Below are 15,702 nucleotides of genomic sequence, written 5' to 3' on the forward strand. Positions count from 1 at the left end.
ATGATTTACTGCCAATAATAATGTACGAATCTGTTCTGCTAATGGTGTGCCACCAGGCTCACGGGTCAGTACAACTTCCTTACCTTGCTGTTCAAAGTACTGATGAATTTTACGAATCAGAGTGGTTTTCCCTACGCCTTCCGTACCTTCAAAACTAATAAACATCATTCACCTTGATTTTTCTTTGAACGGAGTACAGACAAGTAATCTTGTACTGCACGATTATGCTCTGCTAGAGAAGCACTAAATTTATGTCCACCATTTCCTGTTGCGACGAAATAAATATTTTTTGAATCGTCTGGATGCATCGCTGCTTCAATCGCTTTTTTGCTTGGTAATGCAATTGGGGTTGGCGGTAAACCATTAATTGTATAAGTGTTATATGCGGTTGGTGTCCTTAAATCATTACGTGTGATATTACCTGTGTAACGATCTCCCATACCATAAATTACAGTTGGATCAGTTTGTAAGCGCATACCAATTTTTAAACGACGCACAAAAACACCTGAAACTTGCTCTAGCTCACGATCTAAACTGGTTTCTTTTTCAATAATTGAAGCCATAATTAATGCTTCATATTTATCTTTATAAGGAAGATTGGCTGCTTTATTCGCCCAAGCTTCATCTAAAGACTTCATTTGACGATGATATAAATCCGTTAAGATTTTTTTATCAGTTTCGCCTTTGGCAAAGAAATATGTATCTGGTGCAAACAAGCCTTCAGGATGTGAATAAGGAATATCAAGTTCTTTTAATAATTGATCCTGAGGTAAATCCAATATTGTTTTAGTGACATTTGAATCTTTTTTAAGATTGTTAATCAATTGCTTAAATGTCGTTCCTTCTATAACTAAAATTCGATTCATTTGAGCATTTTCAGCATTGGATAACATTTCCAAAACTTGACGAACACTCATACCTTGCGTGACTTCATAAACACCTGCTTTCATCGTGTCATGAATCATAAACTTTTGATAGAGTTTCAAAAGAATCGGAAAATTCACTTTATTTTCTTCAGCTAAACGGTCAATAAAACCAGAATAGGTATCTCCAGAAGAAATGACCAAAAGCTGTTTTTTGTTTTGAACAGGGTAATTCTTGAATAAACTTGACCAGAAAACACCAAAGATCACAATCAAAAAAGCGATGACTGCAATGATAAAAAACTTAATAGAAAACTTAGCTTGTGATTTGGCTTTAGGCTTTTTCTTAGTTTTGCTTGGATTCGGAGGTTTCGGCATATTTAGTCAATCTGGCTAAGTTTTAAAGAATTAAATAAATCAAGATACGGTTGCTGCTGCATTGTTCGACCTTGAAATCGAACTACAGCTTTCATCGGATGCAAAGCATTACAGAAAAATATGTTCTGGATATGCGCGATCTGATCCATTTCAATACAACGTTGTTCACATGAAATATGATTTTGTTGCATAAGAGATAGAATGTGCGCACGCATTACACCGTGCACGCCATTATAGCGAAGTTCTGGAGTAATCCATTGATCATTTATACGAATAAAACAATTACTGCTTACACCTTCAACAATATACCCTTGCACGTCGGTAACTAATGCTTCTAGCCAACCTCGTTGATCTGCTTCTTGCTTCAACACAACTTGCTCTAGTCGATTCAAAGTCTTCAAACCAACCAAATGAGGCATATGCAAACCTATAGCATGATTCAGTAAACCACTTTCAATCCATTCAGGCTCTAAATGTTGCCATTGTTTAGGATAAAACCACACATATACATCGGCTGGGTGTAAAGGAAGACTATATCCTCGGTCACCTTCTCCGCGACTGATTACAACCTTCAACGTACCATTCAAGTTTTTTTCATGTTGTGGCAATTGATCTAATGCTTGGTCTATAAAAGATAAATCAGCATCCAAACTTAAATTTTTACAAGCATAATTCAAACGGGCAATATGTAGTTCTTTTAATTCCATTCCACCATGCACCAATCGTGCTGTTGTGAAACACCCATCACCGTAGTGAAACGCACGATCCAATAAAGGAATTGAATCAATCAACTGCCCATTTTTATAGCATTGCATAAGTTAAAGATCCTTTAGGATACATTCATCGAAGCTATTAATTTTAATAACCTATTGATTTTAAATAATTATAACAACTTCACTCATAAAATAAAAATTTCTTATTTATCAGTTATTCAGCATAACTTATCTCTTTTATGTATTTCTTAATTTTTCATATCAAATTCGATTTTAATTATTTTTTTTGCAAAAAAACTGCAGTTATGCTGCGTACATATTCCAAACAATGATTTAATTTTTGAGGGGTCTCCATGCGTTTATCTCAGGTCAAAGTCGGTGTAATTGCTGCATTACTTTCAGTTTCTTCTTTTGCTGCGCAAGAGTTTTTAAATGTATCTTATGATCCGACACGTGAACTCTATACAGATTTCAATAAACAATTCGGCGCTTACTGGAAACAGCGCACAGGACAAGATATTGACTTCAAACAATCACACGGCGGCTCAGGCAAACAAGCACGTGCTGTCATTGATGGTTTAAATGCTGATGTCGTAACGCTAGCACTTGCTGCTGATATTGATGAAATTGCTGAAAATGCAAAATTACTTCCAGCAGACTGGCAAAAGAAATTACCAAATAACTCTACGCCATATACATCAACGATTGTATTCCTTGTTCGAAAAGATAACCCAAAGAAAATCAAAGACTGGGGTGATTTAGTCAAACCTGGTGTTGAAATCATCACGCCAAATCCAAAGACCTCGGGTGGTGCTCGCTGGAATTATTTAGGTGCATGGGCTTGGGCAAAACATCAAAAAGGCGGCAATGACGCTAAAGCTCAAGAATTTGTGCGTCAAATTTATAAGCAAACCAAAGTTTTGGATTCAGGAGCACGCGGAGCAACAACTACATTTGCTGAACGTGGTATCGGTGATGTGTTGTTAGCTTGGGAAAATGAAGCTTTCCTTGCCGTTCGAGAGCAGCCAGGTAAATTCGAAATCATCACACCGTCTCTTTCTATTTTAGCGGAACCACCTGTTGCCGTAGTAGAAAAAAATGCTCAGAAAAAAGGTAACGCCCAAATTGCACGCGGATATTTGAATTACTTGTACTCTCCTGCTGGTCAAGAAATTGCAGCGCGTAATTTCTATCGTCCTCGCAATGCAGCCGTATTAAAGAAATACAGCAACGTATTCAAACCACTGAAACTAGTAACAATCGATAAAGAATTTGGTGGTTGGGCAAAAGTACAAAAAACCCATTTTGATAATGGTGGAATTTTCGACCAAATCGTCAAGATCAATAGCACAGGTAAATAATCCAACTAAGTCCCACTTTTTCTAAGAGGGACTTCCTCACTTTCATAAAGCAAGGTTGGGAAGGATTCTAAGGAGATTAGACATGACTCATACCGTAATTGTTCCTGGTGTAGGTGGCAGCGAGGCTCAACACTGGCAGTCTTGGCTACAACAAAAACTCATGTCTAGTTCTCGTGTTCAACAGAAACACTGGGATCGTCCAGTCTTGCAAGAGTGGATTGATCAGTTTATCAAAACTGTTTCATCCGTTAATGAACCTGTTCAGATCGTTGCTCATAGTTTTGGATGCTTAACCAGTGTAGCGGCTCTCGCCGAGCACCCTGAACTAAATGTACAAGTAAAAAATTTAGTTTTGGTTGCACCCGCAAATCCAGCACGTTTTGGTGAAGCAGGTTTCGCTCGTCATAGTCTAACTGACTATAAAGCATATTTTCATGGACTCAGTATTGATGTGCCAACGACGTTATTAATTAGTGAGAATGATCCATGGCTTGGTTATGTCGATGCTTTACAGCTCGCAGAATCATGGAAATTAACACCAATTAATTTAGGACCTGTTGGTCACATCAATGTTGCTTCAGGGTTTGGTCCATTCCCTGAGATCCTGAATTATTTATTACCTGAAAAAAAGAGCTTACCTACCGCTCTAACGAAGGTCGCAAATTTTAATATGAAATTTGCCTAGCCCCATCTTCACCGTATTTTTTGATTTTAGTTTCGTTTATTTGCTTATTTAGCAAATATTTCTCTTTGAGGAAATGTCATGTCGCAGCGTTCCCGAGTGCTGCCAGGGTTTGGTCTCTCATTAGGCTTTACTCTCGCTTATGTATCTTTGATTGTGCTTATTCCTTTATCTGCTGTATTTATCCGATCTTTAGGAATCGGATGGGATGGTTTATGGGAAATCTTAACTTCAGAACGAATCCTAAAGTCACTGCAACTTAGTTTCAGTGCGGCATTGATTGCTGCGCTAGTGAATGTGTTTTTTGGATTATTATTGGCATGGTGCTTAGTTCGCTATAGTTTTCCAGGTAAAAGAATTGTCGATGCATTAGTCGATTTACCTTTTGCCCTACCAACAGCTGTTGCAGGGATTGCACTCACTTCTTTATATGCTCCAACAGGTTGGATTGGTCAATATTTGGAACCGTTAGGGATTCAAGTTGCATATACCCCTATTGGTATTACTCTTGCCCTGATATTTATTGGATTACCCTTTGTTGTTCGAACAGTACAACCAGTTCTCAGCGATATTGAATCTGAATTAGAAGAAGCAGCTTCTGCACTTGGTGCAAATCGCTGGCAGACCATTACCAAAGTCATACTTCCAATTTTATTTCCAGCATTACTGACAGGCTTTGCTTTGGCATTTGCTCGTGGTGTTGGTGAATATGGCTCTGTCATCTTTATTGCAGGCAATCAACCTTATAAAACAGAGATTGCTCCCCTCATGATCATTTCTCGTTTGGAAGAATATGATTATGCAGGCGCAACAACGATCGCTGTAGTCATGCTCATTCTCTCATTTGCCATCTTATTTTTAATTAATTTAGTTCAAGCATGGGCAAGCCGTCGTACAGGGAGAGTTGCACAATGAGTTTGAATACAAACAGCAATGCTTTGGCACTCAAATTACAAGCAAGAGATGCCACTCGAGAACCGACATGGGTTCGTTATAGTCTAATTACTGTCGCATTAATCTTTTTCTTAAGTTGCTTGGTTCTACCCCTAATTTTGGTTTTTGTCGAAGCATTTAAACAGGGTCTAGAAGTCTATGTAAACGCATTGACTGACTCAGATACGCTATCGGCTGTAAAGCTCACCTTAATCACTGCTGCGATTGCTGTACCGATTAACGTTGTATTTGGTGTTGCAGCAGCTTGGGCGGTAGCTAAGTTCCAGTTCCGTGGTAAAGCCATTTTGACCACCATTATCGACATGCCATTCTCAGTTTCACCTGTGATAGCAGGTTTAATGATTGTTTTAATTTTTGGCTCTCAAGGTTGGGTTGGCGGATGGTTCATGGATAATGACATCAAAATCCTATATGCCGTTCCAGGTATTGTTTTAGCTACTATTTTCATCACTGTTCCATTTGTTGCACGCGAACTCATTCCGCTCATGGAAGCTCAAGGTACTGAAGAAGAAGAAGCTGCAATCGTCCTTGGTGCATCTGGTTGGCAAACTTTCTGGAAAGTAACACTTCCAAATATTAAATGGGGTTTGATCTATGGTGTGATTCTATGTAATGCACGAGCTATGGGTGAGTTTGGCGCGGTGTCGGTTGTTTCAGGACACATTCGTGGTGAAACGAATACGTTACCTTTACATGTAGAAATACTATACAACGAATATACCTTCAGTGCTGCATTTGCGGTGTCATCTTTACTGGCATTCTTAGCAATCATCACTTTGATTTTAAAAACTTGGTTAGAGATGCGCCAAGACCAAAGCAATGAACATCAACATAATCCATCTAGCCACTGAGGAATGTACAAATGAGTATTCAAGTTAAAAATATTGAAAAACACTTTGGCGCATTCCACGCGCTTAAAAATATCTCTTTAGATTTTCCAGAGGGCGAGCTAGTAGCTTTACTTGGTCCATCGGGCTGCGGAAAAACAACGCTTTTGCGAATTATTGCAGGTTTAGAATCAGCCGATGGCGGGCAAGTATTGCTTGAGGGTGAAGATGCAACTGATATTCATGTACGTGAGCGACAAGTTGGTTTCGTTTTCCAACATTACGCTTTATTTCGCCACATGACCGTCTATGACAATATTGCTTTTGGTTTACGTGTTCGCCCACGTGCAACACGTCCATCAGAAGCTGAAATTAAAAAACGAGTTACGCGTTTACTTGATTTAGTTCAACTTGGCTTTTTAGCTGATCGTTACCCTGCACAACTATCCGGTGGTCAACGTCAACGTATCGCTTTAGCACGTGCTCTAGCAGTTGAACCTCGTGTTTTATTACTGGATGAACCATTTGGTGCTTTGGATGCTAAAGTTCGTAAAGAACTGCGTCGTTGGTTACGCACACTACATGATGAATTGCACATCACCTCTATCTTTGTAACCCATGACCAAGAGGAAGCTTTAGAAGTTGCTGATCAAATCATTGTCATGAATAAAGGTGATGTAGAACAAATTGGTTCGCCTCGTGAAGTTTATGAAAAACCAGCGACACCATTTGTATTTGATTTCTTAGGTCAAGCAAATCGTTTTGAAGGTGAACATCATGAAGGTATTATTCGTATCGGAGATGATCGCATTCAACTACCAAATCATTTGCAAGCACCGCAAGGAAAAGTCATCGCTTTTGCTCGACCAAATGAATTACATATTCATGCGCAGCCTCAACCGAATACTGTTCAAGCGACTTTTTTACGTGAAGTCTGGATTGCAGGTAGAGTGATCGCTGAATTACAAGATCGTAGTGGGCGTACTATCGAAATTTTACTCAGTGTAGAAAAAGCTAATTTGCATCAATTCAGACCAAACCAAACCGTCTGGATTAGCGCAGCTCAACTTCATTTATTTGCAGACCCAACGACGCAAGTTGCTTAAAATAATACTTGATGACGGCTAAACTACCCATATGGAACTTTAGCCGTTCCTCATCCTATATGCGGAAATAATGATTATGAACTTCCAACAACTCAGAATTATTCGAGAAACAGTTCGTCAAAACTTTAATTTAACTGAAGCTTCAGCGGCACTTTATACCTCCCAATCTGGTGTCAGTAAACATATTAAAGATTTAGAAGATGAATTAGGCGTACAACTTTTTGTGCGTAAAGGTAAACGATTACTTGGTCTCACTGAACCAGGACAGTCCTTATTGAGTATTGTCGAGCGCATGTTAGTTGATGCTGATAATATCAAACGCCTTGCTGACGATTTCAATAAAGTTGATGAAGGTACTTTAACAATTGCAACGACACACACCCAAGCTCGTTATGTATTACCTCCTATTGTGAATCAATTTAAGAAGCTTTTTCCTAAAGTGCATTTGGTTTTACAACAAGCAAGTCCTGTTGAAATCGCTGAAATGCTACTTCAAGGTGAAGCTGATATTGGAATTGCGACAGAATCTCTCACCACAGAGGAAAACTTAGCAAGCGTGCCTTACTATGAATGGCACCACAGTATTATTACACCTAAAGACCACCCTTTAACGAAATTAGACAACATCAGTCTCGATCTTTTAGCAGAGTATCCGTTGATTACATATCACGGAGGTTTTACAGGTCGCTCTAAAATCGATAAAGCATTTGAAGATGCACATTTGCATGCAGATATCGTAATGTCAGCGTTAGATGCCGATGTTATTAAAACCTATGTTGAACTCAATATGGGTGTCGGGATCGTCAATGATGTCGCATATGATGCCGAACGTGACTATCGTTTACAGCAAATAAAAACTCACATTTTTGGTACTAACACTACGTGGATTGCTGTAAGAAAAGGTCATTTACTACGTGGTTATGGTTATGAGTTTATCTCGCTTTGCTCACCTAAAACCGATATTAAAGCACTTAAAAAAGTCGCTTACCCTGAGGAATAAAAAAAGATGGCTCTTAAAGCGCCATTTTTTTATATCTGGGAAAAGGATCTTTAAACGAAAAAAACGAGCTTTACAGCTCGTTTTCTCTATGTGCTCGTTCGGCTTAGAAACTGAAACTTACACCAACTTTACCAACTGGCAACCATTCATATTTGTTGTCATTAGCAATTTTATTAGCTTCAGCATTAACCGCTTCTGTTAGAGATTGGTTACCTTCAGTAGTCGCAGTACCTGTTGAAGTTAAAGTAACCTTAGGATTACCTGTGTAGTACGCACCTACTTCACCAAACACACCAATGTTCTTATAAACTTTAGGTGCAAAACCAAAACCTAAGTATGGTGCGATGTCATTTTTGTATTCCATCTTACCATTAATCTTAACGCCATCTGCTCCCGCTAAGAAGTCTTGGTTATTTACACGGAATGCACGAGTAGCATTAACATTACGAGTTAAATCATAGTCATTATCTAAATACGCTACACCAGCGGCAACATACAGTGATTTAGCAAAAAGATTATCACTTGTTCCCCATGGACGCATTTCAGCGTTTAAATAAACATTATTATTTTCCATATCGAGGTCGTAAGTAGAGCCATTTACTTTGACATCATCAGACCAAGAAATGTCACCACCGTTATAACCTAATGTTACACCTACATAAGGGTTAGCATCATAAGTAATCGCACCACCATAACCTGTAGTACCCACTTCAGCACGAACTGAAACTGGATCTAAGTATGAAGGAAACGTAGAACCTGATTCCTTCACAACTTGTTCATCTGCTGCTAAAGCAGAACCTGCAATCGCTGTTAATGCACCTGCAGCTAAAATAACGCGCAAAGCTTTCATTGAAGTCTCCTCAAAAAATACTTTTATCTAAGGTATAGTTGTTACTGTAATAAAATCTTAAAAGAATGATTGATATCTTTTTATACAGAAACTGATTACTTTTTGTTATTTTTTGATACAAATTCAGAATAATTGTATATTTCGAAATAATGGATAAAAAACAATTAAATCCGAATTTATTACAATTTTATTGCTTAATTTTAAAACACTTTATTGTAACGACTTTTTTCAAAGCTTCTTGGTTCAATTTAGTGTAAAATCTTCAAAATTTTTTTGGATGAAGGAAGATCATGTCTCAGCTTTCTACGATCATTGAGCAAGCATTTGAAGACCGTGCAAATTATTCAGCTACGGACTGCCCTACAGAAATTCGTCAAGCCGTTGAAGAAGCATTAACTGGTTTAGACAACGGTACACTTCGTGTGGCTGAAAAGATTGATGGTGAGTGGGTTGTTCACCAATGGTTAAAAAAAGCAGTTTTACTTTCTTTTAAACTCAATGACAACCAACCTATTGAAGCTTGTGATCTACAGTTTTATGACAAAGTTGCAACTAAATATTCAGGTTGGACTGAAGAGCAATTTAAAGCAGCAGGTGTACGCGTAGTTCCTCCAGCTGTTGCTCGCCGTGGTAGCTTCCAAGCTAAAAATGTGATCTTGATGCCATCTTATGTCAACATCGGTGCATATGTTGATGAAGGCACAATGGTTGATACTTGGGCAACTGTTGGTTCATGTGCGCAAATTGGTAAAAATGTACATTTATCTGGTGGTGTAGGTATTGGCGGTGTATTAGAGCCATTACAAGCAAACCCAACGATCATTGAAGACAACTGCTTCATCGGCGCACGTTCTGAAATTGTAGAAGGCGTAATTGTTGGTGAAGGCTCTGTAATCTCTATGGGCGTATTCATCGGTCAATCGACTAAGATCTACGATCGTGAAACTGGCGAAATTCACTATGGTCGCGTACCTGCTGGTTCAGTTGTAGTTGCGGGAAGCCTTCCTTCTAAATGTGGAACTTATAGCCTTTACGCAGCAATCATCGTGAAAAAAGTTGATGCGAAAACACGTGCTAAAACAAGTTTAAATGATTTATTACGTGCTGACTAAGATGTAATACCACGGAGCTTATACTGCTCCTCGTCTCTACGATTATCACTGATCGTAGAGATTTTTGTTTTTTAATAGCTTGCTGATTTTGTGGTAACTCTTTATGACTTCCTTACGTTCCTCTGCAATTCCTGTCTCTGATCCTGCTGCTGGTTTGCGTATCACAGAGATTTTTTATTCTTTGCAAGGCGAAGCGAATACATTTGGCTTACCCACTGTCTTCATTCGTTTAACTGGTTGCCCTCTTCGTTGCAGCTATTGTGATACCACGTACTCTTTTGAAGGTGGCGAGCGTCAATCACTTGAACATATCATTGAAACAGCAAGCCAGTTTAAAACACCTTATATATGTGTCACTGGTGGCGAACCACTTGCACAGCCGAATTGTCTTGTATTACTTCAACGCTTGTGTGATCTCGGTTTTGACGTTTCGCTTGAGACAAGCGGAGCTTTAGATGTTTCTAAAGTTGATCCACGTGTTTCGAAAGTATTAGATCTAAAGACACCAACGTCTAATGAAGATCATCGTAATTTACTTACCAATCTCGACTATCTAACACAGCATGATCAGATTAAATTCGTGATCTGTAATCGTGCCGACTATGAATGGTCTAAACAACAACTGGAAAATTTCCAGTTGCAAGATAAAGTCAGTACAGTATGGTTCTCTCCTGCTTTCGCGGTAGAAAAAGGTGCTGTTGCCCTGCCTGCTCTTGCACGTGATTTAGCTCAGTGGATTTTAGATGACCATCTCCCTGTTCGCTTCCAATTACAGTTACATAAGCTGTTATGGAATGATGAATCTGGTCGCTAATGATCTTGTGACTGTCTCAAATGAGGCAAATCATCTACGAATAATTTTAGGTTGAATAATGGAAAATAATATGCGTTCTCGTGCCATCGTATTATTGTCTGGCGGTTTAGACTCGACAACATGTCTCGCTTGGGCACAAGCAAACTATGACTGTATCGCTTTAAGTTTTATGTATGGTCAGCGCTCTACAACTGAGCTTGATGCAGCTAAGGCACTTGCACAACGAGCAGGTGTTGAACATCGTGTAATTAATATCGATTTGGGTAATTTAGGCGGTTCCGCGCTTACAGATCATAACATTGATGTACCTGAACAATTACAAGAAGGTATTCCTGTAACTTATGTTCCAGCACGTAACACAATTTTTCTATCCTATGCTCTTGCAGCAGCTGAGGTATTTGACGCTGAAGCCATTGTTATTGGTGTAAATGCTGTTGATTATTCAGGATATCCAGATTGTCGCCCAGAATTTATTGACGCTTTTGCCAATCTTGCAAGACTTGCAACAAAAGCTGGTGTTGAAGGAAAACCTCTTAAAATTGAAACACCTCTGTTACATTTATCCAAAGCGAATATTATACGCTTAGGCATCGAACATGGCGTAGACTATAGCCAAACGGTATCCTGCTATCAGGCAGATGCTCAAGGACGTGCATGTGGCAAATGCGACAGTTGTCGTTTACGTCAGCAAGGTTTTATCGAAGCAGGTGTCGCGGATCCTACGCGCTATGCGGAATAAACGATATAAGGTAAAAATTAGGTACATTATATGAAGTTTTCTAAATCAAATATTATTCTTTCAACAATGATGTCAGCTGCGGCTCTCTTTGCTACAGCATCTCATGCAGCTGATAATCCATTACAAGCAGCATATAAAAGTACCAATGTAAAATCTGCATTAGTCAACGTATGTAAAGATCAAACAGCTAAAGGTGGAAAACTAACTTCTGCTGAAGTAAGTAAATTCTGTAGTTGCCAAATTGATGCACAAGGTAAAGTAACTGAAGCACAAAAATGGGAAATTCAAAGCGCAATTAATGCAAAGAAAAGCCCTAGTTCTTTAGCGTTTGTCCAACAGCAAAATAAAGATTTACAAGCTTGCTTAGGCGCCCCTTTAGTATCTAAGTTAGAAAAATTAACTGAAGAAGCAATGAAAGCTGCTCAGCAACAAGCTCCTAAAAAGTAAGCTTGTATTGTTCAGATTAAAGCCTGCATTTATGCAGGCTTTTTTTAGTTCTGTTAATATTTGAATCACCTAAAGAAATTGACTAAATTCATGCACGATCAATGGAAAACCAATGCTGAAAATCGACGATCAATTGTTTCATTCAGTGGAGGCAAAGATAGTTCTCTCGCCTTGTACCATGCTATGCATAAAGGGACGGTGTTAGGCTTAATTGTGATGTAAGAGGAACAAGGACAACGATCACGTTCGCACGCAATGCCCCTAGATATCATTCGTGCTCAAGCTGATGCGATAGGTTTACCTGTTTATATGACTTCATCGAGTTGGTCTGATTATGAAAGTAAGTTTATTGATTTACTTCATCAGGCTAAAGCTCATGGAGCTGAAGTACTCGTTAGTGGCGATCTCGACATGCCACAGCATGGTTGCTGGCACGATAAAGTCACTCAACAGGTTGGGCTCAAGTTAGGCATGCCACTTTGGTTAAGACCACACAAACAAGTCGTTGAGGAATTTATTTCACTTAGTTTTCACAGTGTTATTGTTACCGTCAATCTCAAATTGGGGATGCGCGTTGAAGACTTAGGTAAAACACTTAATTTGGAATATATCCAAGAACTGGAAGATCGCGGTATTGATCCATGTGGCGAAGGTGGTGAATTTCACACCACAGTGATCAATGGTCCCATTTTTAACAAAGCAATTCCTATACGCCATGGTGAAATTGTTTATCATGAAGAATATGCATTTTTACCACTTGAACTAGATCAACCATAACCTTTATTGAAGGATGAGACATGTCTGAGAATATTCAATTACCTGATCAAAGCTTCCCGACAACTGAAGGTGAACTTAACCTGACACAAATCGAAAGTGAATGGTTAGTTTTATATTTTTACCCTAAAGATTCCACACCTGGCTGTACAACTCAGGCGATCGGTTTTTCATGTTTAAAAGATCAGTTTGCAGCTTTAAACTGTCAAATTATTGGTGTCTCACGTGATTCTGTTAAATCTCACCAGAACTTCATTGAAAAGCAATCACTTAATTTCAATTTGATTAGTGATCGACAAGAAATCTTATGTAAACATTTTGATGTCATTAAAGAAAAAAATATGTATGGCAAACAAGTCATGGGCATCGAACGTTCAACCTTTATTTTTCACAATAAGCAATTGGTGAAAAGCTATCGTAAAGTTAAAGCTGCAGGACATGCTGAACAAGTATTGGAAGATTTAAAAGTTTTACAATCTGCTTAATTTGCTTGCCTTCAAAAAAGCGAGTTTATACTCGCTTTTTTACAGTTAAATTGTAGCCCTAAACTAAAATAACGTATCATTAAACGATTAAAATAACGAACCTAAATCTTAAAAAATGAAATCGATCCAAGTTTTAATTTTATTTCCGTTGTTTATTTCTGGATGCAGTATCAGCACCCCAACACGTTCACAAGAATATTCTACTTCAACCTCTCAAGTTCAGAAATTATCAAACGAAATACGCTGTGAAGACTTACAAAACCCAGCTTATCAACAAACCATCTTGCAGTCGATTAACGAAATTCGGCAACAAGCGCGTCAATGTGGACAACGACATTTTTCAGCAACATCACCCTTAGTATGGAATGAACATTTGGCTAGAAGTGCTTATGCTCATGCCATAGATATGGCTCAATATAATTTTTTAGGGCATCGTAGTCAGGGCGGTTTAGACCTCAAAGCTCGCTTGAAACTTTATCAGTTTAAAGGACGCGGCGGAGGTGAGAATGTTGCACGTGGGCAGAAAAACTTGAATGAAGTATTAACTACTTGGCTAAACAGCCCTATGCATTGTGCCAATATAATGAATCCTAAATTTACAGACTATGCAGTGGCATGTACCTTTGACTCCACTGAAAAACAAAAGCCATACTGGGCACAACAATTTGGAATTCGTTAACAGGAAATACCTATGCAAAATGGCTCGATCATTCCTATTTTTCGTATCTTTGACATAAAATTAGCACAATCATTTTATCTTGATTATTTAGGCTTCCAAATCGACTGGCAGCACACATTTGGGGATAACTTCCCTATTTATCTGCAAATTTCCAAAGACGATTGTATTCTCCATTTGTCCGAACACTTCGGTGATGCGAGTCCGCATAGTGCGATTCGTATTTACTGGGAGAATCTCAGCTTGTTAAAAAATGAACTTGAGGTCAAGGATTATAAGTTTGCTAAACCCCAAGTTGAAAAAACAGATTGGGAAACATTAGAACTGAGTATGACTGATCCCTTTTCCAATCGAATTATCTTTTGGGAAGATGCTTAATTGGTCCGCTAAAAGTTGATAATGGAATACTTTAGAAATAATTTTCCACTCACCCTGCTTTTGTACCAATGTAAGTGCATCATAAAAATATTTAGGTTCAATCACACATTCAACATGTACCATCGCTAGCTGATCATGAATCAAATTGATCGCAATAACCTTATCTTGTCTCAATTGGTTTTGAGATGCGGGTGAAATACGCTTTTCCACGATAGAGAAGTAAGTGGTCATATCCAATTTGAGAATAGGGTCATCCGTAGCGTTGATATAAGTTGCATCGGAATGAAATACGCCCTGCAATTTATCCACATCACAAAAGTACAAACCATCAAAGTATTTTTCGAGTTGCTGTTGAATTTTAATTATCGGATTATTTTGCATCTTATGTACCTGTTCTTTGTCTATTACGTATGGTCGAAACTGATTCGCCTGCCACACCCCAGTTATCTGTATCAACTTCATCAATGACCACAAATGTAGTAGCTGGGTCTTTATGAAGCACCCGAACCACTAAATCTGTAGCCTCTTGAATCAACTGTTGTTTCTGTGCAGTAGAGGCATTCTCTTTAGTAATTTGAATTAAAATATAAGGCATGCGGATCTCCTTTTATAATTTTATAGATAGCAAGAATACTAAGATGCTTCGGCAGCTATTGCGTCTTGAACCGTTTGACGATGAGCAATTCGCTGCATAAAAGCTGTTAAATGAATAAAATGCCCAAGATCAAGACCAATAAAGTCAGCCCAGCGTGTCACCACAAACAGATAAATATCAGCAATGGTAAAATTACTTCCCGATAAGTAGTTTTGCCCATCTAACTGTTGATCAACCCATGCATAGTGTTTATTTAAAATTGTACTAAAGATAGTTTTAGATTCTTCGCCATAGGATTCATGGAAAAATGGTGAATATGCTTTATGAATTTCTGAAGCAATAAAATTCATCCAAGAAAGTGTTTGATAACGCTCTGGGGTATTTATTTCAGGTAATAAATCCTTACGTTCGAATTGATCCACAAGAAACTGACTAATCACAGCACCTTCCGTTAAAAAAGAACCATCTTCAAGCTGTAATACAGGTACTTGACCCTTCTTATTGAGTCTATAAAAGTCCTCACCCAGTTCAGTTAAATGCTGTTGCAAATCGACTTTGATTAAATCAAATGGAAGTCCAAGCTCTCTTAAAACGATATGTGGGGCTAGAGAACAGGCATTCGTTGAATAGAACAATTTCATAAAAATAACTCCATACAAGGTATGCGAATCATCTTATTGTTTACTTATATGTGCTTAAATAGCTTGCAACTCAAATCATTTTTTACATGGTGTAATGAATGAATCACCCTCTAAAACGGATGATGTTTAGTAGCGTCGAATTGTTTTGCTTAGTAGCAGAATATGAAAGCTTTTCTAAGGCAGCCTTACATGCAGGTGTGAGTCCAGCAGCGGTCAGTCGCTCCATTGCTCGATTAGAGAAGCATTTAGCGACTCCATTGTTTGTAAGAACGACTCGACAAGTCCGTTTAACTACGCAAGGAAAAAT

Annotated in this window: 20 protein-coding genes and 2 pseudogenes; 15 read left to right on the forward strand and 7 right to left on the reverse strand. The window is 38.5% G+C overall.

Going from position 1 to position 15,702, the window contains the following annotated elements; translation table 11 throughout:
* From A2003_RS14905 to pabC, 3 genes are all read right to left on the reverse strand, one after another.
* Window positions 1–165 (reverse strand): dTMP kinase (locus A2003_RS14905; protein WP_286687585.1); only part of this gene is annotated, 165 nt, incomplete at its 3' end.
* On the reverse strand, window positions 165–1,241 hold the full coding sequence (gene mltG / locus A2003_RS14910; protein WP_087540061.1) for an endolytic transglycosylase MltG: 1,077 nt from the start codon (window positions 1,239–1,241) through the stop codon (window positions 165–167). The genes A2003_RS14905 and mltG, both read right to left, overlap by 1 nt.
* A 2-nt stretch (window positions 1,242–1,243) precedes the next feature.
* Entirely contained in the window at window positions 1,244–2,056 is an 813-nt protein-coding gene (pabC, locus tag A2003_RS14915; protein WP_151835306.1) for an aminodeoxychorismate lyase, read from the reverse strand.
* Window positions 2,057–2,307: 251 nt separating this feature from the next.
* Between pabC and A2003_RS14920 the strand changes: the two genes are divergently transcribed.
* From A2003_RS14920 to A2003_RS14945, 6 genes are all read left to right on the forward strand, one after another.
* Window positions 2,308–3,315 (forward strand): sulfate ABC transporter substrate-binding protein, encoded by a 1,008-nt coding sequence (locus tag A2003_RS14920; RefSeq protein ID WP_004913484.1) that lies wholly within the window; start codon window positions 2,308–2,310, stop codon window positions 3,313–3,315.
* Window positions 3,316–3,397: 82 nt separating this feature from the next.
* Window positions 3,398–4,000 carry an RBBP9/YdeN family alpha/beta hydrolase gene (locus A2003_RS14925; protein ID WP_286687579.1) on the forward strand — a complete coding sequence of 201 codons (603 nt, stop codon included), beginning with the start codon at window positions 3,398–3,400 and terminating at the stop codon, window positions 3,998–4,000.
* Window positions 4,001–4,078: 78 nt separating this feature from the next.
* Window positions 4,079–4,912: a sulfate ABC transporter permease subunit CysT gene (cysT, locus tag A2003_RS14930; protein ID WP_126131786.1), complete on the forward strand. Its 834-nt coding sequence runs from the start codon at window positions 4,079–4,081 to the stop codon at window positions 4,910–4,912.
* On the forward strand, window positions 4,909–5,802 hold the full coding sequence (gene cysW, locus A2003_RS14935) for a sulfate ABC transporter permease subunit CysW (protein ID WP_151707723.1): 894 nt from the start codon (window positions 4,909–4,911) through the stop codon (window positions 5,800–5,802). Before cysT ends, cysW begins: the two co-directional genes overlap by 4 nt.
* 11 nt (window positions 5,803–5,813) lie before the next feature.
* Window positions 5,814–6,884 carry a sulfate/molybdate ABC transporter ATP-binding protein gene (locus A2003_RS14940; protein ID WP_286687580.1) on the forward strand — a complete coding sequence of 357 codons (1,071 nt, stop codon included), beginning with the start codon at window positions 5,814–5,816 and terminating at the stop codon, window positions 6,882–6,884.
* Window positions 6,885–6,960: 76 nt separating this feature from the next.
* Window positions 6,961–7,884, forward strand: coding sequence for a CysB family HTH-type transcriptional regulator (locus A2003_RS14945; RefSeq protein WP_004953047.1), 924 nt, complete (start codon window positions 6,961–6,963; stop codon window positions 7,882–7,884).
* Window positions 7,885–7,987: 103 nt separating this feature from the next.
* Here A2003_RS14945 and carO read toward each other — a convergent pair whose 3' ends face one another.
* Window positions 7,988–8,734, reverse strand: coding sequence for an ornithine uptake porin CarO (gene carO, locus A2003_RS14950; protein ID WP_004953045.1), 747 nt, complete (start codon window positions 8,732–8,734; stop codon window positions 7,988–7,990).
* Window positions 8,735–9,024: 290 nt separating this feature from the next.
* Between carO and dapD the strand changes: the two genes are divergently transcribed.
* The 8 genes and pseudogenes from dapD (at window position 9,025) to A2003_RS14990 (ending at window position 14,159) form a co-directional block, all read left to right on the forward strand.
* A complete protein-coding gene (dapD, locus tag A2003_RS14955; protein ID WP_004913502.1) occupies window positions 9,025–9,846 on the forward strand; it encodes a 2,3,4,5-tetrahydropyridine-2,6-dicarboxylate N-succinyltransferase in 822 nt (273 codons plus the stop codon).
* Between the two features lie 103 nt (window positions 9,847–9,949).
* Window positions 9,950–10,660 carry a 7-carboxy-7-deazaguanine synthase QueE gene (queE, locus tag A2003_RS14960; protein WP_004913505.1) on the forward strand — a complete coding sequence of 237 codons (711 nt, stop codon included), beginning with the start codon at window positions 9,950–9,952 and terminating at the stop codon, window positions 10,658–10,660.
* Window positions 10,661–10,730: 70 nt separating this feature from the next.
* Window positions 10,731–11,399 carry a 7-cyano-7-deazaguanine synthase QueC gene (queC, locus tag A2003_RS14965; protein WP_017397575.1) on the forward strand — a complete coding sequence of 223 codons (669 nt, stop codon included), beginning with the start codon at window positions 10,731–10,733 and terminating at the stop codon, window positions 11,397–11,399.
* Window positions 11,400–11,429: 30 nt separating this feature from the next.
* Window positions 11,430–11,846 (forward strand): hypothetical protein, encoded by a 417-nt coding sequence (locus A2003_RS14970; RefSeq protein ID WP_004913510.1) that lies wholly within the window; start codon window positions 11,430–11,432, stop codon window positions 11,844–11,846.
* A gap of 90 nt (window positions 11,847–11,936) precedes the next feature.
* Window positions 11,937–12,623, forward strand: a pseudogene (locus A2003_RS14975) (Dph6-related ATP pyrophosphatase).
* 20 nt (window positions 12,624–12,643) lie between these two features.
* Window positions 12,644–13,105, forward strand: coding sequence for a peroxiredoxin (locus tag A2003_RS14980; protein ID WP_286687581.1), 462 nt, complete (start codon window positions 12,644–12,646; stop codon window positions 13,103–13,105).
* A 115-nt stretch (window positions 13,106–13,220) separates the two neighbouring features.
* Entirely contained in the window at window positions 13,221–13,784 is a 564-nt protein-coding gene (locus A2003_RS14985) for a CAP domain-containing protein (RefSeq protein ID WP_004953037.1), read from the forward strand.
* A gap of 12 nt (window positions 13,785–13,796) precedes the next feature.
* A complete protein-coding gene (locus A2003_RS14990) occupies window positions 13,797–14,159 on the forward strand; it encodes a glyoxalase superfamily protein (protein WP_004913523.1) in 363 nt (120 codons plus the stop codon).
* 3 nt (window positions 14,160–14,162) lie between these two features.
* Here A2003_RS14990 and A2003_RS14995 read toward each other — a convergent pair.
* From A2003_RS14995 to gstA, 3 genes and pseudogenes are all read right to left on the reverse strand, one after another.
* Window positions 14,163–14,540: pseudogene (locus tag A2003_RS14995) on the reverse strand (nuclear transport factor 2 family protein); the annotation flags it as partial.
* Between the two features lies 1 nt (window position 14,541).
* The gene (locus A2003_RS15000) at window positions 14,542–14,754 is read right to left on the reverse strand and encodes a tautomerase family protein (protein WP_286687582.1); all 213 of its coding nucleotides are present in this window, start codon (window positions 14,752–14,754) and stop codon (window positions 14,542–14,544) included.
* 38 nt (window positions 14,755–14,792) lie between these two features.
* Entirely contained in the window at window positions 14,793–15,395 is a 603-nt protein-coding gene (gstA, locus tag A2003_RS15005) for a glutathione transferase GstA (RefSeq protein WP_286687583.1), read from the reverse strand.
* A gap of 98 nt (window positions 15,396–15,493) precedes the next feature.
* Between gstA and A2003_RS15010 the strand changes: the two genes are divergently transcribed.
* On the forward strand, window positions 15,494–15,702 hold a 209-nt coding region (locus A2003_RS15010; RefSeq protein ID WP_286687584.1), incomplete at its 3' end, for a helix-turn-helix domain-containing protein.

Origin of the sequence: Acinetobacter sp. GWC1_38_13 (assembly GCF_001767535.1) — a bacterium.
GTDB classification, from domain to species: Bacteria; Pseudomonadota; Gammaproteobacteria; order Pseudomonadales; family Moraxellaceae; genus Acinetobacter; species Acinetobacter junii.